At 65.6% G+C, this 24411-nt stretch carries 22 protein-coding genes and 2 pseudogenes; 17 read left to right on the top strand and 7 right to left on the bottom strand.

Translation table 11 applies throughout. The features are described from left to right. The first annotated feature begins 18 nt into the window (after positions 1–18). The 7 genes from accB to ABT375_RS04870 are packed head-to-tail and all read left to right on the top strand — an operon-like array spanning position 19 to position 6478. Complete coding sequence (gene accB, locus ABT375_RS04900) at positions 19–504, top strand: acetyl-CoA carboxylase biotin carboxyl carrier protein (RefSeq protein ID WP_416464298.1); 486 nt, start codon at positions 19–21, stop codon at positions 502–504. Next, positions 504–1871: an acetyl-CoA carboxylase biotin carboxylase subunit gene (locus ABT375_RS04895; protein WP_416464297.1), complete on the top strand. Its 1368-nt coding sequence runs from the start codon at positions 504–506 to the stop codon at positions 1869–1871. The genes accB and ABT375_RS04895 overlap by 1 nt, the downstream gene beginning before the upstream one ends. Beyond that, positions 1868–2296, top strand: coding sequence for a biotin/lipoyl-containing protein (locus tag ABT375_RS04890; RefSeq protein ID WP_416464296.1), 429 nt, complete (start codon positions 1868–1870; stop codon positions 2294–2296). Before ABT375_RS04895 ends, ABT375_RS04890 begins: the two co-directional genes overlap by 4 nt. Next, positions 2296–3717: a 3-hydroxyacyl-CoA dehydrogenase NAD-binding domain-containing protein gene (locus tag ABT375_RS04885; protein WP_416464295.1), complete on the top strand. Its 1422-nt coding sequence runs from the start codon at positions 2296–2298 to the stop codon at positions 3715–3717. The genes ABT375_RS04890 and ABT375_RS04885 overlap by 1 nt, the downstream gene beginning before the upstream one ends. Further along, the gene (locus ABT375_RS04880) at positions 3714–4496 is read left to right on the top strand and encodes an enoyl-CoA hydratase-related protein (protein WP_416464294.1); all 783 of its coding nucleotides are present in this window, start codon (positions 3714–3716) and stop codon (positions 4494–4496) included. The genes ABT375_RS04885 and ABT375_RS04880 overlap by 4 nt, the downstream gene beginning before the upstream one ends. Then, positions 4493–5488, top strand: a complete 996-nt coding sequence (bioB, locus tag ABT375_RS04875) for a biotin synthase BioB (protein WP_261934456.1) — start codon at positions 4493–4495, stop codon at positions 5486–5488. Before ABT375_RS04880 ends, bioB begins: the two co-directional genes overlap by 4 nt. 6 nt (positions 5489–5494) lie before the next feature. Next, positions 5495–6478, top strand: a complete 984-nt coding sequence (locus ABT375_RS04870) for an NAD(P)H-dependent flavin oxidoreductase (protein ID WP_261934457.1) — start codon at positions 5495–5497, stop codon at positions 6476–6478. A 4-nt stretch (positions 6479–6482) separates the two neighbouring features. On the opposite strand, the gene ABT375_RS04865 is transcribed toward ABT375_RS04870, so the two are convergent. From ABT375_RS04865 to ABT375_RS04835, 7 genes are all read right to left on the bottom strand, one after another. Continuing rightward, entirely contained in the window at positions 6483–7460 is a 978-nt protein-coding gene (locus ABT375_RS04865) for an NADPH:quinone oxidoreductase family protein (RefSeq protein ID WP_416464293.1), read from the bottom strand. Beyond that, positions 7457–8665: a CaiB/BaiF CoA transferase family protein gene (locus tag ABT375_RS04860; RefSeq protein WP_416464292.1), complete on the bottom strand. Its 1209-nt coding sequence runs from the start codon at positions 8663–8665 to the stop codon at positions 7457–7459. The genes ABT375_RS04865 and ABT375_RS04860 overlap by 4 nt, the downstream gene beginning before the upstream one ends. A 23-nt stretch (positions 8666–8688) precedes the next feature. Further along, positions 8689–9480 (bottom strand): enoyl-CoA hydratase/isomerase family protein, encoded by a 792-nt coding sequence (locus ABT375_RS04855; RefSeq protein ID WP_224545962.1) that lies wholly within the window; start codon positions 9478–9480, stop codon positions 8689–8691. 13 nt (positions 9481–9493) lie between these two features. Further along, positions 9494–10144, bottom strand: coding sequence for a 3-oxoacid CoA-transferase subunit B (locus tag ABT375_RS04850; RefSeq protein WP_416464291.1), 651 nt, complete (start codon positions 10142–10144; stop codon positions 9494–9496). 14 nt (positions 10145–10158) lie between these two features. Then, positions 10159–10845: a 3-oxoacid CoA-transferase subunit A gene (locus ABT375_RS04845; RefSeq protein ID WP_224545966.1), complete on the bottom strand. Its 687-nt coding sequence runs from the start codon at positions 10843–10845 to the stop codon at positions 10159–10161. A gap of 745 nt (positions 10846–11590) precedes the next feature. After that, complete coding sequence (locus tag ABT375_RS04840) at positions 11591–13009, bottom strand: sensor histidine kinase (protein WP_416464290.1); 1419 nt, start codon at positions 13007–13009, stop codon at positions 11591–11593. Continuing rightward, positions 12999–13652, bottom strand: a complete 654-nt coding sequence (locus tag ABT375_RS04835; protein WP_224546272.1) for a response regulator transcription factor — start codon at positions 13650–13652, stop codon at positions 12999–13001. Before ABT375_RS04835 ends, ABT375_RS04840 begins: the two co-directional genes overlap by 11 nt. Positions 13653–13761: 109 nt before the next feature. On the opposite strand from ABT375_RS04835, the gene ABT375_RS04830 reads away from it, so the two are divergent. The 10 genes and pseudogenes from ABT375_RS04830 (at position 13762) to ABT375_RS04785 (ending at position 24370) form a co-directional block, all read left to right on the top strand. Beyond that, positions 13762–14850, top strand: a complete 1089-nt coding sequence (locus ABT375_RS04830; protein WP_416464289.1) for an ABC transporter substrate-binding protein — start codon at positions 13762–13764, stop codon at positions 14848–14850. Further along, a complete protein-coding gene (locus tag ABT375_RS04825) occupies positions 14847–16340 on the top strand; it encodes an OprO/OprP family phosphate-selective porin (protein WP_416464288.1) in 1494 nt (497 codons plus the stop codon). Before ABT375_RS04830 ends, ABT375_RS04825 begins: the two co-directional genes overlap by 4 nt. 34 nt (positions 16341–16374) lie before the next feature. Further along, the gene (locus ABT375_RS04820; RefSeq protein ID WP_416464287.1) at positions 16375–17676 is read left to right on the top strand and encodes a CitMHS family transporter; all 1302 of its coding nucleotides are present in this window, start codon (positions 16375–16377) and stop codon (positions 17674–17676) included. Between the two features lie 388 nt (positions 17677–18064). After that, positions 18065–18724 (top strand): hydrolase, encoded by a 660-nt coding sequence (locus ABT375_RS04815; protein ID WP_416464286.1) that lies wholly within the window; start codon positions 18065–18067, stop codon positions 18722–18724. Between the two features lie 67 nt (positions 18725–18791). Continuing rightward, positions 18792–19631 (top strand): alpha/beta fold hydrolase, encoded by an 840-nt coding sequence (locus tag ABT375_RS04810; protein WP_224545979.1) that lies wholly within the window; start codon positions 18792–18794, stop codon positions 19629–19631. A 22-nt stretch (positions 19632–19653) separates the two neighbouring features. After that, positions 19654–19809, top strand: a pseudogene (locus ABT375_RS04805) (DUF1427 family protein); the annotation flags it as partial. Positions 19810–19850: 41 nt separating this feature from the next. After that, on the top strand, positions 19851–21776 hold the full coding sequence (locus tag ABT375_RS04800) for an amidohydrolase (protein ID WP_416464285.1): 1926 nt from the start codon (positions 19851–19853) through the stop codon (positions 21774–21776). Between the two features lie 27 nt (positions 21777–21803). After that, positions 21804–22226 (top strand): DoxX family protein, encoded by a 423-nt coding sequence (locus ABT375_RS04795; RefSeq protein WP_416464284.1) that lies wholly within the window; start codon positions 21804–21806, stop codon positions 22224–22226. Next, positions 22219–23568 (top strand): annotated as a pseudogene (locus ABT375_RS04790) (alginate export family protein). The gene ABT375_RS04795 and the pseudogene ABT375_RS04790 overlap by 8 nt, the downstream one beginning before the upstream one ends. A gap of 100 nt (positions 23569–23668) precedes the next feature. Beyond that, the gene (locus ABT375_RS04785) at positions 23669–24370 is read left to right on the top strand and encodes a YoaK family protein (RefSeq protein ID WP_416464283.1); all 702 of its coding nucleotides are present in this window, start codon (positions 23669–23671) and stop codon (positions 24368–24370) included. The last annotated feature ends 41 nt before the right edge of the window (positions 24371–24411 follow it).

Genomic DNA, 24411 nt, shown 5'->3' with positions numbered 1-24411 from the left:
CTTTCCCGGAAGGTGCCGATGACCGGACATGATTTTCCTGATGCGCTGAAGCAGTTGCTCGACGAGTTTTCACGGTCGGGAATAAGAGAATTGCATATCCGCAAGCCGGATTTCGAACTCTATCTGTCGACCGACGCTTCGGCTGCGCGTCCGCAGGCGGCGACGCCCGTCGCTGCGCCGGCATCTGTGCCGGTCGCCCAGCCCGCCGCGCCTTCCAGACCGATCGCAGCGCCTCCTGCGCTCATATCGTCGATGCCGGACGACGCCATCATCATCAAGGCGCCGAACCTTGGCACCTTCTATCGCGCGCCCAAGCCCGGCGCCGCCAATTATGTCGAGGTGGGATCGAAAGTGCAGGCCGGCGACGAACTGTGCCTGATCGAGGTGATGAAGCTCTTCACCGCCGTGCGCGCCGGCTCGTCGGGCACGGTTCAAGCCGTTCTGGTCGAGGACGGCGCCATGGTCGAAGGCGGCCAACCCCTGTTTGCGCTGGTGAGGGACTGATGCCGATCAAACGACTTTTCGTGGCGAACCGGGGCGAGATCGCACTGCGCATCGTCCGCGCCGCGCAGGCGCTCAATATCGAAACGGTGGTGGCCGTGTCGGAGGCCGACCGCGACAGCGCGGCCGCGCGGCTGGCCGATCGGTCGATCGTTCTGGGGCCGGCAGCGGCGGCCAAATCCTATCTCGACCCCCGCCTGATCGTCCATGCGGCCAAGGAAAGCGGCTGCGACGGCCTGCATCCGGGCTATGGTTTCCTGTCGGAACGCGCGATCCTGCCGCGTCTGTGTGCACAGCATGGCATCGCCTTCGTGGGGCCGGAGCCCGACGTCATCGACGCGCTGGGCGACAAGCTGCGCGCGCGGGCGATGGCGGGCGCGGCCGGCGTACCGCTGGTGCCGGGCAGCGAGTGCATCGCCTCGGCGGCCGACGCGCGGCGGGAAGGGGACCGGATCGGCTATCCCGTGTTGCTGAAGGCCTCGGCCGGCGGCGGTGGACGCGGCATGGTGATCGCCAATAATGGCGACGAGGCGGAGGCCGGCTTCCACAAGGCCAGCGCCGAAGCGGTCGCCGCCTTTGGTGATGGCACCTTGTTCATGGAGCGCTTCGTGCCGGAAGCGCGCCATGTCGAGGTGCAGTTGATGGGTGACGGCAAGGGCCAGGTGCTGCATTTTGGCGAGCGCGACTGTTCGGTACAGCGCCGCTACCAGAAGCTGATCGAGGAGGCGCCGTGCGCCGCCATGCCCGATCATCTGCGCCGGCAATTGCATGAATCCGCCGTCGCGCTTGCGGCGAGCGTCAACTATCGCAATGCCGGAACCGCCGAATTTCTGTTCGACGTCCAGCGGCAGGAATTCTACTTCATCGAAGTCAACGCCCGCATCCAGGTGGAGCATCCGGTGTCCGAAGCGATCACCGGATTCGATCTGGTCCAGGAACAGATCCGCATCGCCGGAGGCGCCGGCCTGTCCGTCAGCCAGCAGGACGTCAAGATCAGCGGCCACGCCATCGAATGTCGCATCAATGCGGAGGATGCGGCGCGCGACTTTCTGCCCAGCCCCGGCCGCATCACCCGCTGGGAACCGCCGCAGGGACCGGGCATAAGGCTGGACAGTCATATGTCGGCCGGCGCCATGATCCCGCCCTTCTACGACAGCATGGTGGGCAAGCTGATCGTCCATGGCAGTGACCGGGCGGACGCGATCGCCCGGCTGGCCGACGCGATCGATCACTTCGTGGTGGAAGGCGTGCCGACGACCTTGCCGCTGCATCGCGCGATCATCGCGCACCCCGATTTCATCGAGAACCGCATCCACACCCGCTGGCTCGAACAGGTTCTCCTCCCCGACTATGGAAAGAAGGCGGCATGACGGCCGAAAAGAAAGACCCGGTGATCGCCGCGATCGACGATGCCCGCGCTTTGCTCGACACGCTGCTGACGAGCGGCTGGCAGCAATTGCATGTCGCGTCCGGTGACACGGAGATTTTCCTGGCGCGCGATGGTGGAGCCGCCAATCCGATGCGGGCGGCTTCGCCGGCACCCATCGTTGCGACCCCCGCGATTCAGGTCGGCCCCGAAACCATCGTGCCGGTCCCCCATGTCGCCACGCTGGAACGGGCGCTGGCGGTCGGCACCCAGGTGACGGCCGGCCAAGCCGTCGCGACCGTGCGTGTACTGGACGAGCAGGAGGATATCGCTGCGCCGATTTCCGGCACCATTGTTCGCGTGGACGCACAGCCGGGTTCGCTGCTGGAATATGGCGCGACCCTGCTATCGATCGCGGCGGCGGCGTGATGAATGCCGCCATCGGAAAAGTCGCGGTCTGCGGCGCGGGCGCCATGGGATCGGGCATCGCCCAGGTTGCGGCGCAGGCGGGGGCTTCCGTCCTCATCTTCGACGTCAATGCGCAGGCACTGGACGCGAGCCGGGCGCGGACACTGGCGGACCTCGACAAGCTGGCCGCACGCGGCAAGCTGTCGGCGGACGAAGTGCGGGCGATCGGCGAACGGATGCAATGGGTGTCGACGCTCGATGCCCTGGCCGACCGCGATCTGGTGATCGAGGCGATCATCGAGGATGCGGGCATTAAGGGCCAGTTGTTCGAACAGGTCGAGGCGATCCTGTCGCCGGAAGCGATCATCGCGACCAACACCTCGTCCCTGCCGATCTCGCGTCTCGCGCGGGGCTTGAAGCGGCCTGAGCGGTTCATCGGCATGCATTTCTTCAATCCGGCGACAGTGATGAAACTGGTCGAGGTGATTTCCGGCGCGGCGACCGACCCGGCGGTCGCAGAGCGGATCAGGGCGACCGCGCAAAGCTGGGGCAAGGTCGCGATCCCCGTCGCAGACGTGCCGGGCTTCATCGTCAACCGCGTCGCGCGTCCCTTCTATGGGGAGGCCTTCGCCGCGCTGAACGAAGATGCAGCGGATGCGCCGGCCATCGACGCCCTGTTTCGCGCGGTGGGCTTCCGCATGGGGCCGCTGGAACTGACCGACTTGATCGGACAGGACGTCAACTTCGCCGTCGCCCGCTCGGTGTTCGATTCCTATTTCGGCCGCACTCGCTTCGTGCCGCAATTGCGGCAGGCGGCGTTGGTCGATGCCGGCTGGCTCGGACGCAAGACGGGCAGGGGGGTCTATGATTATCGCGACGGCGCGCCCAGGGCCGCCGATCCGCAGGTGCCGGACGCAAGCGTGAGCGATACGCATCGACAGGCGATCGCGGCGCTCAAGGAGGCCGTGCCCGGCACCTTCCTGCGCTGCGGCGCGCTGTTTGTGGGCACAACCCAAGGGCGGACTGCGCGGCAGGAAAGCGACAGCTTGGGCGCGCCGGTCATCCTGTTCGACTGGTCCCCAGCCGATGCCGCCGGACCGATCGGTTTCACCCTGTCCGACGAGCGCGCTCGGCCCGACGTGTTCGGCTTGCTCGCCGCGCAATCGCGCGCTGGCGTGGAAATCGCCGACCGGCCGGGCATGATCGTCGCTCGGACGCTGGCGCAACTCGCCAACGCCGCCGCCGACGCCGTGCTGGAACAGGTAGCGGACGAACAGGGCATCGACGCGGCGCTGCGCTATGGCGCGAACTATCCCTATGGTCCCTTCGCCTGGGCCGACCGCTACGGCCGCGGGGCGCTCGTTCGCCTGCTCGACGGCATCGCGGATGGCACCGGCGAGGCGCTATACCGGCCATCCCATTATCTGAGGAACCGCGCATGAGCGAAACGCAGGATATCTTGCTGGTCGAGCCGATGGGCGCCCACGGGTTGCTGCTGCGGCTGAACCGCCCCGAAAAACGCAATGCGCTGGCCACCGACCTGCTCGTCCGGGTCGCCGATGCGCTGGACGCCGCCGCGGCCGATCCCGCCATCCGCGCGGTCGTCATTACTGGCGCGGACCGTTTCTTCGCTGCAGGGGCGGATATCAGGGAACTGGCGTCGCGTGATACCAGCGGCGCACTGGGCGACTCGCGGCCAGCGATCTGGACACGCATCCGCGGCTTTTCCAAACCACTGATCGCAGCGGTCGAGGGATGGTCGCTGGGCGCGGGGAACGAACTGATCATGTGCTGCGATCTCGTCGTGGCCGGCGAGAGCGCGAAATTTGGCCAGCCCGAAACCAATCTGGGCATCATTCCCGGCGCGGGCGGCACTGCTATCCTGCCACGGCTGGTCGGACGCAGCCGGGCGATGCGAATGGTGTTGCTGGGCGATCCTCTGTCCGCCGTCGAAGCATTGCAGGCGGGCCTTGTCGCGCAAGTGGTCGACGATGGGCAGGCGCTCGCGGTTGCGACCGACCTTGCCATGCGCATCGCCGCCCGCGCGCCGTTGGCGATGCAGCAGGGCAAGGCGATGGTCCGCGCGACCTTCGAAACGCATCAGTCCGCGCATTTGCTGCTCGAGCGACAGGCCTTTTCCGCGCTGTTCGGCACTGCCGACAAGCGCGAGGGCACCACCGCTTTCTTCGAGAAGCGCGACCCGCAATGGAGCGGCGCATGAACGACCTGTCCCCGATGGGCGCGACCTGCGCGGCGCCGCTGCCCGAAGTTTCACGCGAAGCGATCGCCGCGCTGTTCGAACTGCCCTTCCTGGATCTGGTGGCGCAGGCCCATGCCGTGCATATCCGACACCATCCGCGCAACGCCGTGCAACTGTCTACCTTGTTGTCTATCAAGACCGGCGGCTGCGCGGAGGATTGCGGCTATTGCAGTCAGTCCGCCTTTGCCAAGAGCGGCGTAAAGGCGGAAAAGCTGATCGACGCCGACACAGTTGTCGCCGCCGCGCGAGAGGCGAAGGCGGGCGGTTCCAGCCGTTTCTGCATGGGCGCGGCGTGGCGCGAACCCAAGGTGCGCGACATGCCCGCGCTGCTCGACATGGTGCGGCGGGTGAAGGCGCTGGGCCTGGAAACCTGCATGACGCTGGGCATGTTGAGCGGCGATCAGGCCGACGCGCTGGCGGAAGCGGGACTTGATTATTACAACCACAATATCGACACCAGCCCGGACTATTATGACCGGGTCATCACTACCCGGAGTTTCCAGGACCGGCTCGACACGCTGGACCATGTTCGCCGGGCAGGTATGGCGGTGTGCTGTGGTGGCATCCTGGGGATGGGCGAGACGCGCGAAGACCGCATCGCTTTTCTCCATGCGCTTGCCGCCTTGCCCGAACCGCCCGACAGCGTCCCGCTGAACGCGCTGGTGCCGATCCCCGGCACCGTACTGGGCGACATGTTGGCCGACACGCCGCTGGCCCGGATCGATGAGATCGAATTCGTGCGCACCGTCGCTGCGGCGCGGATCACCATGCCCCACAGCGTCGTGCGGCTGTCGGCCGGTCGCGAGAGCATGAGCGAAGCAGGGCAGGCGCTCTGCTTCATGGCCGGAGCCAATTCGATCTTCACCGGCGACCGTCTGCTGACCACGAGCAACAAGGGCGGCGATGCCGATGCTGCGTTGTTCGCGAAGCTCGGGCTGGCGCCGTCCAGTTGAGGTAAGATGATTTTGCGCACCCGCGTTACCGATCTTCTGGGCATCCGCTACCCCATCGTGCAGGGCGGGATGCAGAATGTGGGCTATGCGCCACTGGCGGCGGCGGTTTCCAGTGCCGGCGGCCTGGGCATGATAACCGCTCTGACCTTTGCCGATCCGGGCGCGCTGGCGCAGGAGATTGCGCGGTGTCGGGCGCTGACGACGGCACCCTTCGGCGTCAACATCTCCGTCTTCCCGACCATGCGGCCACCCGACTATGGCGCCATAGTGGACGCGATCGCCGATGGCGGCGTGGAAGTCGTCGAAACCGCGGGCACGCCGGCCGTGCGTGCGGTGTGGGATATGCTCTTCGCGCGCGGTATCCGCGTCATCCATAAATGCACCTCTGTCCGCCACGCCCTGTCGTCGGAGCGCTATGGCGTCCATGCCGTGTCGATTGATGGCTTCGAATGCGCGGGACATCCGGGTGAGGACGACGTGCCGGGCCTGGTGCTGATTCCCGCCGCGGCCGATCGCCTGTCCGTGCCGGTGCTGGCGAGCGGCGGCATCGCTGATGGCCGCGGGCTGGCGGCGGCGCTGGCGCTGGGCGCCGACGGAGTGACGATGGGCACGCGTTTTTGCGCGACGCGCGAAGCGCCGATCCACGACAATGTGAAGCAAGCCTATGTCGACAAGGACGAACGGGAAACCGACATTCTCTTCCGCCCTTTCCGCAATTCCGCCCGCGTCGGCCGCAATGCGATCTCGACCGAAGTGTTGCGTCGCACGGCAGCGCCCGATGCGGTCTTCGCCGATGTGGCGGAACTGGTCAGCGGACTGCGCGGTAAGGCGCTGCTGCAATCGGGCGATATCGATAGCGGTATCTATTGGGCCAGCATGGCGCAGGGGCTGATCCACGACATACCCAGTTGCGCCGACCTGATCGAGCGCATGATAGCCGATGCGCGCGCGGTCATCACGGATCGGCTGGCGGGTATGATCTGCGGCTGACGGCTCAGTCGATCAGCACGACGCATTTGCCCAGATGCCTGCGCGCCAGAATCTCCTCATAACCCCGCCGGGCATCGGCAAAGGCGAAACATGTCCCGGCCTGTGGCTTGAGCCGGCCGTCCGCAGCCCAGGCCAGCATCTCGCGAAAGTCGTTCCATCCCTGCTCGCCCATGCGTTCCAGGGCGAGCCGCCCCTCGACCCCGATGACCGATATCATCTTCACCAGCAGCACGTTGGTCCGGGCCACAGCCGCACGGCCGGAGGTGAAGCCGATCACAACTATGCGGCCGCCGGTCGCGATGGCGCGCATCGACTGGTCGAACAGGTCGCCGCCGACGGGATCGAAGACCATGTCCGCACCCCGGCCGCCGGTAACCTCCAATATACGCTCGCGCAGCGGCGTGGCGACATGGTTGATCCGATGGTCGGCAGCGACCTGCGCCAGCTTCGCATCGTCACTGCCGGTGGCGATCACTGTCGCGCCGATCGCGCGGCCGACGTCCAGCGCCGCCGACCCGGTCCCGCCCGTGGCGCCATGGACGACCAGCACTTCCCCGGCCTTTAGATTACCCCGACGGATCAGTGCATTGAAAGCGGTCCAGTGGTTCATGAGGAAGCCGGCGGCATCGGCGAACGCCAGATCGTCGGCGATGCCATGCACAAAGGCTTCGGGCAGGACGCAATATTCGGCGAGGCCGCCGCCGTCGAGCGAGACGGAGAAAGCGGCGACCCGCTGGCCGGGAGCCACCCGTGCGACGCCGGGGCCGCAGGCATCGACGACCCCCGCCATCTCGCTCGACGGGATATAGGGCAGGGGCGGCGTCTTCTGATAGCGGCCTTCCAGCACCATCGTTTCGCCGAAGGACAAGCCGGCGGCGTGGACGCGGATGCGCACTTCGCCCGGACCGGGCTCGGGGACCGGCACATCCGCTATCGCGATTTGGAAAGGCGCGGCGAAACGGTGGCAGACCCAGGCCTTCATGCGTCGCTTGCCAGCCGGATGCCGAACTCCGCCAATATTTCGTCATGATCGGCGTCCAGCATCGGCGCGTGGCGGTGCAGGTGCGCGGGCGTATCGGAAAAGCGGATGGGGTGGACGGGTTGGCGATAGCGGCCCGCTGCGGGATGGTCATGCTCCATCAGCGCGCCGATCGCCATGATTTGCGGGTCTGCGGCCAAGTCGTCCGGCCGATTGATGGGGGCGTAGACGGCGTCCACCGCCCGCAGGCGGGGTAGCCAATAGGCGGTGGGCCGACGCAACAGGCAGGCCCCGACGATCGCGTTCAACTCCGACGCATTGGCAAAGCGCTTGCTCAACACGTCAAAGCGCGGATCGCCCGGCAGGTCGGGACGGCCCAGTACCTGGCAGACGCCGGCAAATTCGTCGTCGGTCACGAACCCGACCAATATATGGCCGTCCGCGGTCGCAAAGCAGTAGCGCACGCCGGCCATCGATCCGCCGACAACGACATCGTCGCCGATCAGCGTGCTGCTGCTCATCACCTCCGGCCAGATGAACGATAGGGCGACGTTCAACATGCTGACGCGGATATGCTGGCCCTGTCCCGTCCGTTCGCGCGCCAGCAGCGCGGCGGTGACGGCCTGCCAGACCACCAGTGCGGTGGCCTTGTCCACGATCGCGCTGCGGATCGTGGTCGGCGCGCCCGTCACATTGTCGGCCTGAACGGCGGCGATGCCGGCAATTCCCTGGACGACAATGTCGTAAACGCGGCGGTTCGCCTCCGGGCCGCTGTCGCCCAGGCCGTCGATCGAGACATAGATGATATCGGGACGTAGGCGCGCGGCGGCTTCATAGCCGATGCCGATGCGATCGGCGACGCCCGGCCGGAAGTTCTGTACCACGACGTCGCACTGTCCGGCAATGCGCAGCGCGGCATCGAGATGATCGGCGCGTTTGAGGTCGAGCGCGATCGAGCGCTTGTTGCGATTGGCGTTCAGGAACATCGCGCCCATATTGGGCACGCCGCTGCGCTGGTCGCCGCTGCTGCGCAATTGATCGCCCCTGATCGGCTCCACCTTGATGACGTCAGCGCCCTGGTCGCCCATCAGCATCGTCGCCATGGGTGCGGTCAGATTGGTGCCGAATTCCAGGATGCGATAGCCGGCCAGCGGGCCGAGGCGATGCGGCCCGGGCCGTCCTTCGGCAAGATCGTCCAGGCCCGACATGTGCGCTCCATCTCTTTGGCCCGTTACGGGCGTGACTGCTTCTTCTGCCGTTCCAGCGCTGCCAAGACGCCTGCCTCGCTTTCTGGATGTTCCACCAGTGCGGAGGACGCCTCCTGCGCCTCCAGATAGGCGTCCATCCATTCGGACCCTTCCCAGGTCAGCGACGCCAGCTTGCGGGCGCGCAGCGTCGGCATGCTCTTGCGCGCCATCTGGTTGGCCAGATCGAGCGCGATGGGCAGCACCGCCGGGGAGGGGACGACATAGTTGAAGAAGCCGGTGGATTCGAGTTCCCGCGCCGTGAAGGTGCGGCCAGTGTAGATCATCTCGCGCACCTTGGCCTCGGGCATGCGCAAGCTTGCGAACAGGCCCGCGCTGCCGCCGACCAGCCCATAATCCACCTCCGGGCAAGCGAAGCGCGCATCTTCGGCGGCGACGCGCAGGTCGCACATACCTGCCAGCATCACGCCCACGCCTACCGTCGCGCCGCGGATCGCGGCGATCATCGGCCGGTCGATATGGTGGAAGCGTGGTAGTTGGGCATTGATGAACTGATAGCGTTCCTTGCGCTTTTCCGCTGTCATGCCCTTGAACTCATGCAAATCCGCACCGCCGCACCAGGCGCGCGCGTCGTCCGGCGCAGTGATGACGATGACGCGGACCGTTTGGTCCGCCGCGACATGGTCGGCGAAGCGGCCGATCTCCTCATAGACGGACAGGGACACCGCGTTGACCGGCGGGCGCGAGAAAGTGAGCAGTCCCACGCCATTGTCGCGCACATCGAGGGTGAAGGCGCCGAAGCTGTGCCTGACGGTCATATGGCTTTCCCTCTTACGCGATTTCCAGCGCCAGTTGCAGCTCCACGCCGGTCATGTCGCGCAGCTGGTCGATGGTCAGTCCCGGCACCATTTCGATGACATGGGCGCCCGCCGGCCCCACGTCGAAGATGGCGACGTCGCTATAGACGCGCGACACGCAGGACAGGCCGGTCAGCGGATAGCTGCATTGGGCGACGAGCTTGCTCTCGCCGCTCTTGGTCAGCAGATCCATCATTACGAACACCTGCTTGGCGCCGACGGCGAGATCCATCGCTCCGCCCACGGCCGGAATCGCGTCCGGCGCGCCGGTATGCCAGTTTGCGAGGTCGCCCTTCACCGACACCTGAAAGGCGCCCAGCACGCAAATGTCGATATGCCCGCCACGCATCATCGAGAATGAATCGCCGTGGTGGAAGAAGGAGCCACCTGCCAGCAGCGTGACCGGCTGCTTGCCGGCATTGATCAGTTCCCAGTCGGTATCCTCTTCGGCCGGCGCCGGCCCCATGCCAAGCAGACCGTTTTCGCTTTGGAGGAAGATGTCGCGTTCCTGCGGCAGAAAATTCGCCACTCTGGTCGGCAGTCCGATGCCCAGATTGACGTAGGCGCCCTCCGGAATGTCGCGCGCGACCCGCGCGGCCATGTCTTCACGGTTCATCCGCTGCATGATGCTTGTCTCCTTCAGGCCGCAGCCGCGACGGATAGCGGTGCGACCTGCACCACTCGATTGACGAAGATGCCCGGCGTCACGACAATTTCGGGATCGAGCGCACCCAGTTCCACGATCTCTGTCACCTGCGCGATGGTGGTCTTGGCCGCCATCGCCATGATCGGGCCGAAATTGCGCGCCACCTTGCGATAGACGAGATTGCCCCAGCGATCGCCCGCGCGCGCCTTGATCAACGCGAAATCGGCATGGATGGGATATTCCAGCACATAGTTGCGCCCATCGATCTCGCGAGTTTCCTTGCCCTCGGCCAGCAGCGTCCCGTATCCGGTTGGCGTGAAGACGGCCCCCAGACCCGATCCCGCCGCCTGGATGCGTGCGGCCAGATTGCCCTGCGGCACCAGTTCCAGTTCGATCTCTCCGGCACGATAGCGCGCATCGAAATGATGCGAGGTCGCCTGGCGTGGGAAGGAACAAATGACCTTGCGCACCCGGTTGGCCTTGATGAGCGCGGCGATGCCCGTCTCGCCCGCGCCCGCATTATTGCTGATGATCGTCAGGTCGGTGGCGCCATGTGCGATCACCGCCTCCATCAATTCATGCGGTGCGCCCGCATCACCGAAGCCGCTGATCATGATGGATGCGCCATCATGGAGATCGGCGACCGCCTGTCCCAGCGACGGACTGATCTTGTCTATCATGCAAACCTCTCGCTCTCGTCTCGTATCGGCTATATCCGATGATATTTCGAATATTGCAGAAATTAGGCATATATAGCCATGACGACATTGGTCGCGCCGCGCCATGCCGCCTGCCTGCACCAGTCATCCACTCCGCAGGACGGTGCCCATGCTATCACGAGGCTTTTTACGCCTCGACCATGGTCTGCTTCCAGCGCGTATTCGAACGCCGCGGCGATTTTGGGCCGCTTTTGCCTCAGTGTGCCTGTCATGGATATATTGGTCCTTACCGGACACGTCGCGTCGAGCGGAAAAGGTGACGTCTGCCTTGGGCAGGACGGCAATTGCGGTGGGGCCGTTCCGGTCATTCCCCGGCGCGCAAGCAACGATGCCTAGGGCGTCGGGCATATGGCGCTTAGTCCCGGTGCAGTGGATGCGATGGCTGGAAGGTTGCATGTGGCAATAATCCGATTAAACGTCGGATATTAATAGAGGTGATAAGCGACGGAGGCAAGCGTCATTTCGCTGGGCTATATGGGCATGGTACGGTGAAATCGGCATGATCCCACAAGGGCGCGGCGATAATGTGGTTTAGGAGCCGGGATATGTGTCCACCCTCGATTCCGATATCCGTCGAATTTTGCCGAGCAGATGGCCATTTTGGGCATCGCTGCTGACGATCGGGATGGGCCAGGGGCAGTGCGTTCCGCACGAACTGAAGCGAGAAGTGCTCGGCCGCGCGGTCAAGGCCCCTGACGGGCCGTTGCTATGTGACAGGTAATGTCGACCGGCGATCGACAAATCGAAACCGTATGAGAATGATCGTTCCGGCCGCGCTATCGCCGATTTCGACCTGGGCGCCCATCCGCTGCGCGGCAGACCGGACGATGGCGAGGCCAAGACCCGTACCGTCAGGCCCCTGCGCGCCGCCCAGTCGGACGAATCGCTCGAATATGGCCTCCCGCTTGTCCGGCGGAATGCCAGGGCCGTCGTCGCTGACCGTCAGCAGGGTTTCGGTCGGTCGCCTTAGCAAGGCGACGGATACGGTGCCGCCGGGCTGGTTGTAGCGGATGCCATTGTCGATGAGATTCGCGATGATCTCGAAGGCCAGCGTGCGGTGGCCGGAAATGACATAATCTTCCCCGTCATCCGCATCCAGGTTCAGCTCGACCCCAGCGGCGATGGCCGGATTGATCAGGCGGCCGATTACGGCTGCGCAGACTTCCTTGAGATCGACCGCCTCCAATGGGGCGGACACGCCGGCCTCCTCGGCACGGGCAAGCGCCAGCAACTGGGTCACCAGCCGTTCGAGCCGTGCCACGGCGTCACCGATCTCGTCGAGCGCTTCGCTCGATCCGCGCCGGGCCAGCGCAACCTGGACCTTGAGCACCGACAATGGCGTGCGCATCTGGTGCGAGGCGTCGGCGGTGAAACGCCGCACGCCGCCGGTCGCATTGTCGAGTTGCGCCAGCAACTGGTTGAACGCGCGCGCCAGCGGCTGCAACTCGCTGGGCAGCGGGCCGTTGTCGAGCGGCGAAAAATCCGGTCGGCTGCTCAGTTCGCGGGATTCGACCGCGCCGCGCAGCCGGGCGAGCGGCCGCAGGCTCCACCCCAATGCCGGGCGCAGCAGCAGGGCCGCCACTCCCACCAGCGCCAATTCCGCGAGTAGCAGTGCGCCCAGCAGCCGGTTGGTGAGCGCTTTGCGGTTGTCGAGCGTCTCGGCGATCTGCACGATCACCGGGCGGTCGATACGGGGCAGCATCCGCTTCACCTCGCCAATGCGGATGTCCTGGTCGCGATAACGGGCAAAACGAAAGCGGGGCTGATCGATCACCAATTGTGCGGGATCGGGCGCGGGCAGGTCGGCATAGCCGGTGAGCAATTCGCTGCCTACGGCGATGCGGTAATAGACATTGTCGCGTTCGCCATTCTCCAGCATGCCAAAGGCGGCCGGCGGCAGGTCCAGGGTCACTTCGCCGCGCTCGACCTGTACCGTCTCGGCAATGGCGCCCAGCGCGCCGGCCAATACCCGGTCGTTGGTGCGGCGCACGACATCGGCGATCAAGGTCGCGCCGCCGATGCCGATGATCGCCGCCACTGCCAGCAGCGGCCCCAGCATCGCCGCCAGCAGCCGGGTGCGCAGCGCGATGGCCCCGCCCGATGCGCTCCGCGGTTCAGCCGGCATCGAGCATATAGCCTACGCCCCGCACAGTACGGATGCCGGGGCCGTCGGGCGCCAGCTTGCCGCGCAGACGGGTGACATGCACCTCGATCGCGTTGCCGCCCACAGGCTCGTCGAACCCGAACACTTCGCCGATCAGCAATTCGCGCGGCACGACCTGGCCCGCGCGGGTTGCCAGCGCATCGAGCACCGCCAGTTCGCGGCGGCGCAGGTCCAGCGGACGCCCGGCAATGTCCGCCATGCCGGTGGAGCGGTTGATGGTCAGAGCGCCGACCGTGATCTGTGGCGTCGGGTCGCCGCCGCGCCGTCGCCCCAGCGCCCGCACGCGCGCTTCCAGTTCCTCCGGCTCGAACGGCTTTCGCAGATAATCGTCCGCACCCAGGTCCAGCCCCCGGACCCGGTCGTCCAGCGCGTCGCGCGCGGTCAGCATCAATATGGGCGTGCGCGCCCCGCGTCGGCGCAGTTCCGCCAGGACGGTGAACCCGTCGATATCGGGCAGTCCGACGTCGAGGATCACCAGCGCATAGGGTTCGCTGCCGACGACGGACAGCGCATCCTCGCCGGTCGCGACATGATCGACGGCATGGCCGCCCGCGCGGAGCAGGGCCGAAATGCTGCGCGCCAGGGCCGCGTCGTCTTCGATGATCAAAATGCGGATGGGGCACCGGCTGCTGAAAGGTTGATGACAGGTTCGCTTTCTATCCCACCCTTGCATCTTATCCGAACAGAGAGACGGAAAGCGAGGAGATGGGTCGATGCGAAGGGTTATTCTGAAGATAGCGATGCTGGCAAGCCTGTCCATGCCGGCGGTCCCGGCAAGCGCGCAGCAGCGGCCGACCGGCTATCCGCGCTCCTACGACCAGTTGATCGCCGACGCCCGCGTCGAGCAGCAGGTCAGCATCTACGCCAATGCCGACCGGGCGGAAATGGCCCCGCTCATCCTCGCTTTCCAGCGCCGCTATCCCGGCGTCACCGTGCGTTATGCCGACCTGGGTTCGACCGAGATTGCGCGCCGCTTCGTCGCGGAAACGCGGGGGCGCAAGCCGTCGGCCGACCTTGTCTGGTCGTCCGCGATGGACCTGCAGGGCAAGCTCATCAACGACGGCTTCGCGCAGGCCTATGCCAGCCCCGAAAAGCCCGCTTTGCCGGCGTCGGCCGTGTGGAAGAATATGGGCTTTGGCGTGACCGCCGAGCCGATCGGCTATGTCTATAACAAAAAGGCGATCCCCGATGCGCGGGCGCCGCGCACCCATGCCGCGCTCGAAGCGCTGCTGCGCCGCGACCGCCGCGCCCTGACCGGCAAGGTCACCACTTTCGATCCGGCGCGCTCCAATGTCGGCTATCTCTATTTGGCCGAGGATTTCGCGATCACGCGCGACACCCGATCGCTGGTGGAAGCGATGGCCGCGACCCGTCCGGTGCTGGCGACCACGACGGAGCCGATGCTGCGCGCGGTGGCCGAAGGGCGGCAGGCGATCGCCTATAACGTGATCGGCTCCTATGCGTTGGAGCGGGCGCGGCGCGATCCGCGGATCGGCGTAGTCTTCCCGCAGGACTATACGATCGTCACGTCGCGCATCGCCTTTATCGCGCGTGAGGCGCGACATCCCGCCGCGGCGAAGCTGTTCCTCGATTTCCTGCTGTCGCGCCAGGGGCAGTCGCTGCTCGCCCAGCACAGCCTTTGGCCGGTGCGGACCGACATCCGCGCCCGCCGCCTCCCCGCCGCGCAGGTCCGGCCGATCCGTGTCGGTCCCCAGCTCCTCGTCAATCTCGACCGCCTCAAGCGCCAGCGCTTCCTGCGCGATTGGAACGCGATCCTCACTTCCGGAGCCCAGAGCCAATGACGTCTTCCTTCCTGCGCGGCGGTTGTGCCGCGCTGGCGCTGATCGCCGCCACCCCTGCGCTGGCCCAGGCGCCCAGCAATGCCGATCTGGCCGATCTGGTGCGCGCGCAGGCCGCGGAGATCGCCGCGTTGAAAGCCTGGCTCGACAAGCTGGAAGGGCAGAATGCCGCCATGGCCGCGGCCCAATCCGCACCAACGCCGGCTTCCGCGCCGCAAATGGCTCAACAGCAGGCCGCGTCGCCGCCCTTGACGGTCAGTCCCTTCGCGCCGCAGATCGTGCCGCCCGGCCCCGCCGACATCGACGTGGCGCAGGCGCGCGCCATCGCGGCGAACGAGGTTGGACTCAAGACCGAATGGGGCGCGGGCCTGCCGGTGTTCCGTTCGGCCGACGGTGTGTTCACTTACAAGCCGCGCGGCCGGATTCTGGTGGACGTCAGCTCGACCATGGGATCGAAATATAGCGGTCGTAACACCACCACCACCGGTATGCGCGCGCTGCGCCTGGGGCTGGAGGGCGGGGTCGGACCGCATTTCTTCTATCAGTTCGAAACCGACTTTTCCGAAAATGAGGTCGATATCGTCACCGCCTTCATGGGCTGGCGCAACAAAATCGGCAGCAAGGTCGATTATGACGTGCGCGTCGGCCATCTGTTCAACGACCGCGCGTTCGAGGGCAGCACGGGTTCCGACTCCACGCCGTTCCTGGAACGCGGCACGGTGTCGACGGCGATCATCCCGCAGCGCGGCTTCTACGGCATCGGTATCATGGGGCGGATGTTCGGGCCGAACTGGCACGCGTCGGTCGCGGTCACCGGCGATCGCGTCGATGGGCAGCAGGCGACCAACGACAGCCGCACCGTGTCGGCGCGCGCGCATTGGAACCCGATCAAGACCGACACGTCGCTGCTGCATGTCGGCGCATGGGGCTTCGACGAAGCCCTGTCTTCGGCAGCGACGACATTGACGCGCAGCACCGTGATCGGTGGACGTTTCAACGGCGCGGTGCGGGTAAGCACAGGCGAACTGCTCGGTGGCCGATCCACCACCGGCTATGGCGTCGAACTGGGCGGCTATACCGGCGGCCTGTGGGTGATGGGCGAGGCGGGCCAGCGGATCGCGCGGCTCGACGCGGGGCGCCCCGACTTCAAGAGCAAGGCGTGGAGCCTGTCCACCGGCCTGTTCCTGACCGGCGAACTGCCGCCCTACAACCCGCGCCTCGGCAGCTTCGGCCAGCCCAATGTGCTCGACCCCGTGCTAGACGGCGGCACCGGCGCGATCGAACTGACGGCGCGCTACGAAAATCTCGACTATACCGATCTCGTCCTGGGCGGGGAGGGCTGGGCCGCGACGGTCGGGGTCAACTGGTATCTCAATAGCTTCACCCGCTTCCAATTGAACGGCATCCAGTGGCACAGCGACAATCGCGCCGGCGCCTATACCGGCAGCGACGATGGCCAGACCATCTCCGCCCGCGTCGGCGTGACCTTCTGATCCCCATTTCTTTAGTTCTTTCAAGGACGCAGCGATGAACCTCGCCCTGCTCGGCTTCCTGATGGTCGCCACATTCATGACGCTGATCATGACCAAGAAGATGACGCCGCTGGTCGCGCTCATCGTCATCCCTTCCGTCTTCGGGGTGATCGCCGGGCAGTCGGCGGGACTGGGCGACATGATGATCGAGGGGATCAAGAATCTGGCGCCGACCGGCGTCATGCTGCTGTTCGCCATCCTCTTCTTTTCGACCATGACCGATACGGGCCTGTTCGATCCGCTGGTCGGGCGGCTGATCCGCATCGTCCATGGCGATCCGCTGCTGATCCTGGTGGGCAGCGTGGTGCTGTGCGCGCTCGTCAGCCTGGATGGCGACGGGTCCACGACCTACATCATCACCATCGCCGCGCTGCTGCCGCTCTACAAAAGGTTCGGCATGAACCGGCTCTATCTGTGCTGCCTGCTGATGGTGACCAGCGGCGTGATGAACCTGACGCCCTGGGGCGGACCGACGGCGCGGGCCGCCAGCGCGCTCAAGCTGGACGCGGCGACGCTCTTCCTGCCGCTGATCCCCGGCATGATCGCGGGCCTCGCCTTCCTGATCGGACTGGCCGTCTGGTTCGGCCGCAAGGAACGCAGCCGCCTGGGCCATGTCAGCGTCATGGAGACGACCGAAGCCGCCCATATGGCGGTGTCCCAATATCCCGAAGCGCGTCGCCCGCATCTCATCTGGTTCAATGGCGCGCTGGTCGTTGCGCTGCTTACCCTGCTGGTCTGGGGATTGCTGCCGCTGTCGGTCCTGATGATGATCGCCTTCGCCATCGCGATGATCGTCAACTATCCCGGGGTCGCGCAGCAGAAGGAGCGGATCGCTGCCCATGCCGGCAATGTCCTGTCCGTCGTCTCGCTGATCTTTGCCGCCGGCATCTTTACCGGCATTTTGGGCGGCACCGGCATGGTGGAGGCGATGAGCAAGGAAGTGGTCGGCGTCATCCCGCCGGCGCTCGGCCCCTATATGGCCCCGATCACCGCGCTGCTCAGCCTGCCTTTCACCTTCTTCATCTCCAACGATGCCTTTTACTTCGGCATGTTGCCGATCCTGGCCGAAGCCGGCGCCCATTATGGCGTGGAGCCGATGGCCATCGCGCGCGCATCGCTGATGGGCCAGCCGGTCCACCTGCTCAGCCCGCTGGTGCCGTCCACCTATCTGCTCGTCAGCCTGGCGGGCATCGACCTGGCCGATCATCAGCGCTTTACCCTGCTGCCCGCGGTGGCGGTGTGCGTGGTCATGACGCTGGTGGGCATGATCGCGCTGGCCTTCCCCTTCATCGCCTGATTCCTGGCAGGCGCGCGCTATTCTGGCGGTTGCGCGCGCCTGTGCGCCGGGAAGGGCACGGACGCCACAAGTGGGCTAACAGCGCGCTATGACATGCGGGGGCAGGGCGTGGGGCGCTGCAAATGTTCCATAACCAGCGAAGGCGCGCCCATTAACGCAGCAAATCCCCTCGGCATCAGCGCGTCGATCCGCTTTTATTCAGCATCATCCCCACGTCCGACCCTTGGCGAGATATCGTGCAGAAGGCGAGGGGGTATCGGTAATTCATTCTGTAAATTCGAACAATGAAGATAAATTTATCCGACTGTTTCGGATGACCTCCATCGCATAAACCTCCTCTCAGCCCGAACGTACCGGGCGCCATGAGTTTAAACAGGAGGTTTCCACCATGTCGATCACCGCCACGCCAACCCCCGCCAAGGCTCTTCTGAGCCCCACCAACCACGCGCTCGTCCTGATCGACTTTCAATCGCAGATGGCCTTCGCCACCAAGTCGATCGCGTCCGAACTGCTGCGCAACAACGCCGCACTGATTTCGAACGCCGCCGCCGGCTTCGGCGTCCCCACCATCCTGACCACGGTGGCAGAAAAGAGCTTCTCCGGCCCGATGTTCGGCGAGATCACCGACGCCTTTGCCGGCCAGGCGCTGCTGGATCGCACCTCGATGAACAGCTGGGAAGACGCCGCCGTCATCGACGAAGTCAATCGCATCGCCAAGGAGCGCGTCGTGTTCGCGGGCCTGTGGACCAGCGTCTGCATCGTCGGCCCCGTCCTCTCCGCGATCGAACAGGGGTTCGAAGCCTATGTCATCACCGACGCCAGCGGCGATATTTCCGAAGAAGCACATGAGCGCGCCGTGGAACGCATGATCGCAGCCGGCGCCAAGCCGATCACCTCGCTCCAATATCTGCTCGAACTGCAGCGCGACTGGGCGCGCACCGAAACCTACGACATGACAACCGGCATCGCCCGCAAATGGGGCGGCGCCTATGGCCTGGGCATCACCTATGCCAAGACCATGTTCGGCGCGTCCGAAGGCAGCCATTGATCTGCCCTGGCCGGGCGCGCCCTTTTCGCTCGGCCACCATTTTTCTCCTGCGTGAAGGATTTTACCCATGAGCAATTTCGTCACCACCGCCGACGGCGTCGACATCTTCTACAAGGACTGGGGCAGCAAGGACGCTCAGCCGATCATGTTCCACCATGGCTGGCCGCTGTCGTCGGACGACTGGGACGCGCAGATGCTGTTCTTCCTGTCCAAGGGCTATCGCGTCGTCGCCCATGATCGCCGCGGCCATGGCCGCTCCGCCCAGGTCGATGTCGGCCATGACATGGCCCATTATGCCGCCGACGCCGCTGCGGTCGTCGCCCATCTCGACTTGAACAACGCCATCCATATCGGTCATTCGACCGGCGGGGGCGAAGTCGCTGCCTATGTCGCGCGCCACGGCCTGCCGCAGGGCCGCGTCGCCAAGGCCGTGCTGGTCAGCGCCGTGCCGCCGATCATGCTGAAGACCGATCGCTATCCCGGCGGCCTGCCCATGGACGTGTTCGACGGTCTGCGCGCGGGCCTCGCCGCCAACCGCGCCCAATTCTTCCGCGATGTCGCCGCCGGTCCCTTCTATGGCTTCAACCGCGAAGGCGCGGATGTGAAGCCGGCCGTCATCGACAACTGGTGGCGCCAGGGGATGATGGGCAGCGCGCTCGCCCACCATGCCGGGATCAAGGCCTTTTCCGAAACCGATCAGACCGATGACCTCAAGGCCATCGCCGTGCCGACGCTGGTGCTGCATGGCGACGACGACCAGGTCGTGCCGTATAAAAATGCGGGTGTGTTACAGGCCGAAATCCTGCCGAACGCCACGCTCAAAATCTACGAAGGCTATTCGCACGGCATGCTGACGGTGAATGCCGACATACTGAACGCCGACATCCTCGCCTTCATCCAGGCCTGATCGCGGAACGGGGAGAACGGACATGAAAGCCTATATCGTCTCGCTGGGCGCTGGCCTGATCGTCGGCATCGTCTACAGCCTGCTGGGCGTCCGTTCTCCCGCCCCGCCCGTCATCGCCCTGATCGGGCTGGCAGGGATATTGCTGGGCGAGGCGGTGATCCCCGCTGCCCGGCATTATCTCGCCCCTTCGACCCATAGCCGCCCATCGGAGCCGCACGCATGATGACCCGTCGCCAGGCCCTGGCCAGTGCCGCCACTACCGCTCTTCTCACCGCCACGGAAAGTTTCGCCATGACCCAGAAGGACATCATCCTCATCAACGCGAAGGTCACGACCCTGGACCGCGAACATCCGGTCGCTGAAGCGGTCGCCATCCGCAGCGGCAAGTTCCTGGCGGTCGGCGGCGAGCAGGAGGTGCGTGCCGCTGCGGCCCCGGACGCCACGGTAATCGATGCGCAGGGCCGCCGCCTGATCCCCGGCCTGATCGACAGCCACATCCACGTCATCCGGGGCGGCCTCAATTACAATATGGAGCTGCGCTGGGAAGGCGTGCCCAGCTTGTCCGAAGCGATGGCGATGCTCAAGCGCCAGGCCGACAACACCCCGCCGCCCCAGTGGGTGCGCGTCGTCGGTGGCTTCACCGAACATCAGTTCGCCGAAAAGCGCCTGCCCACCATCGCGGAGATCAACGCGGCAGCCCCCGACACGCCGGTTTTCATCCTCCACCTCTACGACCGCGCGATCCTCAACGCCGCCGCGTTGCGCGCCGTGGGTTATACCAAGGATACGCCCAACCCGCCGGGCGGCGAGATCGTCCGCGATGCGCAGGGCAATCCGACCGGGCTGCTGCTGGCCCAGCCCAACGCGACGATCCTTTATGCGACGCTGGCCAAGGGGCCGAAGCTGCCGCCCGAATATCAGCTCAACAGCACGAAACATTTCATGCGCGAGCTGAATTCGCTGGGCGTCACCAGTGTCATCGACGCGGGCGGCGGTTCCCAAAATTATCCCGACGATTATGAGATCGTGGAGAAGCTGCACCGGGACGGCGAACTGACCCTGCGCATCGCCTATAATCTCTTCACCCAGAAGCCCAGGGAAGAGCTGAAGGACTTCGCGAACTGGTCGACCCAGATAAAGCCGGGCGATGGCGATGACAGCTATCGCCACAATGGCGCAGGCGAGATGCTGGTCTATTCCGCCGCCGATTTCGAGGATTTTCGCGTGGCCCGGCCCGACATGGCGCCGGAGATGGAAGGCGATCTGGAACCCGTCATCCGCCTCCTCGCCGAACGCCGCTGGCCCTGGCGCCTGCACGCAACCTACGACCAGACGATCGGCCGCGCTCTTGACGTGTTCGAGAAGGTGAACAAGGATATCCCGCTTGAAGGGCTCAACTGGTTCTTCGACCATGCCGAAACGATCAGCGATCGCAATATAGACCGGATCGCGGCCCTGGGCGGCGGCATCGCCGTGCAGCACCGCATGGCGTTTCAGGGCGAATATTTCGTCGAGCGCTATGGCGCCAAGGCGGCCGAGGCGACCCCGCCGATCAAGAAGATGATGGCGGCGGGTATCCCCGTGGGTGCCGGCACCGACGCCACCCGCGTCGCCAGCTATAATCCGTGGGTGTCGCTCTCCTGGCTGGTCACGTCGAAGACGGTCGGTGGCCTCGCCCTCTATCCCGTCCGCAACCGGCTCGACCGCGAGACTGCGCTGCGCCTCTGGACCGAACGCAACACATGGTTCTCGAACGAGGTCGGCAAGAAGGGACAGATCAAGGCCGGACAACTCGCCGATCTTGCTTTGCTGTCGGACGATTATTTCAGCGTGCCGGAGGACGAGATCGCCTTGCTCCGATCCGTCCTCACCGTGCTGGGCGGCAGGATCGTCTATGGCGAGGGCGATTTCGGCCCGCTGGCCCCGATCGCACCCAAGGCGATGCCAGACTGGTCGCCGGTCGCAACCTTCGGCGGCCATTATCGCAAGGACGCGACGGCCCGGAAGCTGGCGTCGGCCTGCGGCTGCGCTTCCTCCTGCGGCGTCCATGGTCATGACCATGCTGCCGCGCTGGGCGCCTCCGTCCCTGCCGCCGACGTCCAGAGCTTCTGGGGTTCGCTCGGCTGCGGCTGCTGGGCGGTCTGATCCGCTTCATCCAACAGGATATATCTCATGTCTTTCACACCACGGCCCATCGCCGCCATCCTCGACGCGCGCGCAACCTGGTTCCTCGCCCGCCTGACGCTGACCGGTCCTTATATCCTCGGCGGCCTGGTCAAGCTCAGTGACTGGCAGGGCGCCATTGCCGAACAGGCGCATTTCGGCCTCCAGCCCGCCGCCCTGTTCGCTGTGCTCACCATTGCGGTCGAACTGGTCGGACCGGCGCTGATCCTGATGGACGCGATGGCCTGGCTGGGCGCTGGGATGCTGGGCGCCTTCACCCTGCTGGCCGCCATCGTCGCCAATGGTTTCTGGACGATGGAGGGGCCAGCGCGCTTCATGGCGACCAACGCCTTCTTCGAACATCTGGGCCTGGTCGGCGGATTCGCCCTGATCGCCATCGTCTCGCGCCAGCGCGTGACGGTCCGTGCGTAGTCCGGCGCTGCTGGCTGCGCTGGTCGTCGCCGCGCCCGCCAGCGCCCAAACGGGCGAACCCTGGCAGCCGCCGACCCTCACCAATACGCGTTATCAGGAGGATTGGAGCCGGCTTGCCGATCCCGCCAACCATGACGGCCGCTGGACAGAACCGTTCAAATATGTGCCGCTGGGGTCCGACGCTTGGGTTTCGACCGGCATCGAATTGCGCGCACGCGTCGAGAGCTTCGATGACAATCTGTGAGGCGGAGCCGATGCGCCCGACGACGCCTATCTCTGGCTGCGCGCGCTGCCCTATGCCGACCTGCATATCGGCGATGTGCGGGCTTTCATCCAGCCGGTCGTCGCCTATGCGGTCGGCGTCGCGCCCGCCGCCGGTCCGGTCGACCGGACCGGCGTGGATATCCTGCAGGGCTTTGCGGAGGTCGATCTGGGCGCCGTCACCCTGCGCGCCGGTCGGCAGATGCTCTCGCTGGGAACCGAGCGGCTGATCGGCACCCGTTATGGTCCCAATGTGCCGCTCGCCTTTGACGGCGTTCGCGCCGACATGACGCTTGGCAAGGCGCAACTCAGCCTGCTGGCGGTGCGGCCGGTACAGCCAGGCCTGGGCAGTTTCGACGACGCTACCTCGGACAGGAAGGCGCTCTGGGGCGCCTATGTCGCACTGCCGGAACTCGACCTCTATTATCTGGGTTACCGCAACCGCGCCGCCCGCTTCGGCGGGCTGGAAGGGCGCGAGGTCCGGCACAGTGTCGGCGTGCGGTCATATGGCACACGGGGCGCTTGGCGCTGGAATGTCGAGGGCGTCGCCCAGTTCGGCCATTATGCCGGGCAGCGCATCGCCGCCTGGACGATCGGCACCGAAATCGGCCGCCGCCTGCCTGCGCTGCCGCTGACGCCACAGATCATCATGCGCGCCAATGTCGTCAGCGGCGATCGCAAGGCGAATGGGACGCTCGGCACGTTCAACGCGCTTTTCCCCAAGGGCAAATATTTCGGCGAGCTCTCACCCATCGGCCCGACCAACATCATCAACCTGCATCCCGGCGTCGCCTTGACCCTGCGCGACGACCTGTCGCTGTCGATCGCGGGCATGGCCTATTGGCGCTATACCAAGGGCGACGGCATCTACGACATTCCAGGCAACCTGATCCGCGTGCCGGGCAACGCGACATCGCGCTTTATCGGCACGCAGGTCGAAGCGGCGCTGAGCTGGCAGGCGACGCCCGAATGGGAATTGTCCACTTCGTTGTCGGCCTTTTCGCCGGGCGCCTTCCTTCGCCAAACCGGCCCGGCCGAGACGATCAAGATGTTCGGGCTGGAGAGCAATTTCCGCTTCTGATCCTTATTCCATTATTTCGAACAAAGCGGTCCATTTTATTCGGATGCCTCTGGCCGGGCCTGCCCCTTAAACCAGCGGCCTATCCACAGGGAGACCATCCATGACCGCCGCCAAAACCACCCCGTCACCGTTGCCATGGCTGCTTCTGTTGTTGTCCGTCACCACCGGTTTGGTCGATGCCATCAGCGTGCTGGGACTGGGCAAGGTATTCACCGCAAATATGACCGGCAATATCGTCTTCCTGGGCTTTGCCGCCGCCGGCACGCCCGGCTTTCGCGTCGCGCCCTATCTGGCCGCCGTTGCAGCCTTCATGATCGGCGCGCTGGCTGCGGGACGGGTGGGCAAGGGCCATGCCGGACTGCCGCTGCGCCGATGGCTGCTGGTCGCCGCGCTGGTGGAAGCCGTGCTTCTCTGGATCGCCGCCGGCGTTGCGGTCGGCTTTGACGTCGCGATTCAGTCGCCGGATTATAAGATCTTCGCGGTCATCGCGCTCACCGGCGTCGCCATGGGCTTTCGCAACGCGACGATCCGCCAACTGAAGGTGCCCGACCTCACCACTACCGTCCTGACCCTGACAGTGACCGGACTGGCCGCCGATTCCAGCCTGGCGGGCGGCAGCAACCCCAATTGGGGGCGACGCATCGGCAGTGTCGCCGCCATCTTCCTGGGCGCGGCGATCGGCGCGTTCCTCGTCACCCATGGCGGACTGGTCGCGCCGCTGGTCCTGGCGGGGGTAATGGTCCTGGCGGGGACGCTGGCCTGCATGTCGCACCCCGCAGCCGGCGATATGGTGGCGGGCTGATCTTGCGGTGCCCGCTCGATCCGTCGATCGGGCGCGAACCC

The organism is Sphingomonas sp. VDB2 (genome assembly GCF_047946695.1).
GTDB lineage: Bacteria > Pseudomonadota > Alphaproteobacteria > Sphingomonadales > Sphingomonadaceae > Sphingobium > Sphingobium bisphenolicum.
The sequence above is the reverse complement of the archived record's forward strand: the minus strand, read 5'-3'. Positions and strand labels throughout refer to the sequence as shown.

Excerpts from the sequence above, each read along its gene's own strand:
- accB (WP_416464298.1), top strand. The coding sequence starts at position 19 with ATGACCGGACATGATTTTCCTGATGCGCTGAAGCAGTTGCTCGACGAG.
- ABT375_RS04895 (WP_416464297.1), top strand. The coding sequence starts at position 504 with ATGCCGATCAAACGACTTTTCGTGGCGAACCGGGGCGAGATCGCACTG.
- ABT375_RS04890 (WP_416464296.1), top strand. The coding sequence starts at position 1,868 with ATGACGGCCGAAAAGAAAGACCCGGTGATCGCCGCGATCGACGATGCC.
- ABT375_RS04885 (WP_416464295.1), top strand. The coding sequence starts at position 2,296 with ATGAATGCCGCCATCGGAAAAGTCGCGGTCTGCGGCGCGGGCGCCATG.
- ABT375_RS04880 (WP_416464294.1), top strand. The coding sequence starts at position 3,714 with ATGAGCGAAACGCAGGATATCTTGCTGGTCGAGCCGATGGGCGCCCAC.
- bioB (WP_261934456.1), top strand. The coding sequence starts at position 4,493 with ATGAACGACCTGTCCCCGATGGGCGCGACCTGCGCGGCGCCGCTGCCC.
- ABT375_RS04870 (WP_261934457.1), top strand. The coding sequence starts at position 5,495 with ATGATTTTGCGCACCCGCGTTACCGATCTTCTGGGCATCCGCTACCCC.
- ABT375_RS04865 (WP_416464293.1), bottom strand. The coding sequence starts at position 7,460 with ATGAAGGCCTGGGTCTGCCACCGTTTCGCCGCGCCTTTCCAAATCGCG.
- ABT375_RS04860 (WP_416464292.1), bottom strand. The coding sequence starts at position 8,665 with ATGTCGGGCCTGGACGATCTTGCCGAAGGACGGCCCGGGCCGCATCGC.
- ABT375_RS04855 (WP_224545962.1), bottom strand. The coding sequence starts at position 9,480 with ATGACCGTCAGGCACAGCTTCGGCGCCTTCACCCTCGATGTGCGCGAC.
- ABT375_RS04850 (WP_416464291.1), bottom strand. The coding sequence starts at position 10,144 with ATGCAGCGGATGAACCGTGAAGACATGGCCGCGCGGGTCGCGCGCGAC.
- ABT375_RS04845 (WP_224545966.1), bottom strand. The coding sequence starts at position 10,845 with ATGATAGACAAGATCAGTCCGTCGCTGGGACAGGCGGTCGCCGATCTC.
- ABT375_RS04840 (WP_416464290.1), bottom strand. The coding sequence starts at position 13,009 with ATGCCGGCTGAACCGCGGAGCGCATCGGGCGGGGCCATCGCGCTGCGC.
- ABT375_RS04830 (WP_416464289.1), top strand. The coding sequence starts at position 13,762 with ATGCGAAGGGTTATTCTGAAGATAGCGATGCTGGCAAGCCTGTCCATG.
- ABT375_RS04825 (WP_416464288.1), top strand. The coding sequence starts at position 14,847 with ATGACGTCTTCCTTCCTGCGCGGCGGTTGTGCCGCGCTGGCGCTGATC.
- ABT375_RS04820 (WP_416464287.1), top strand. The coding sequence starts at position 16,375 with ATGAACCTCGCCCTGCTCGGCTTCCTGATGGTCGCCACATTCATGACG.
- ABT375_RS04815 (WP_416464286.1), top strand. The coding sequence starts at position 18,065 with ATGTCGATCACCGCCACGCCAACCCCCGCCAAGGCTCTTCTGAGCCCC.
- ABT375_RS04810 (WP_224545979.1), top strand. The coding sequence starts at position 18,792 with ATGAGCAATTTCGTCACCACCGCCGACGGCGTCGACATCTTCTACAAG.
- ABT375_RS04800 (WP_416464285.1), top strand. The coding sequence starts at position 19,851 with ATGATGACCCGTCGCCAGGCCCTGGCCAGTGCCGCCACTACCGCTCTT.
- ABT375_RS04795 (WP_416464284.1), top strand. The coding sequence starts at position 21,804 with ATGTCTTTCACACCACGGCCCATCGCCGCCATCCTCGACGCGCGCGCA.
- ABT375_RS04785 (WP_416464283.1), top strand. The coding sequence starts at position 23,669 with ATGACCGCCGCCAAAACCACCCCGTCACCGTTGCCATGGCTGCTTCTG.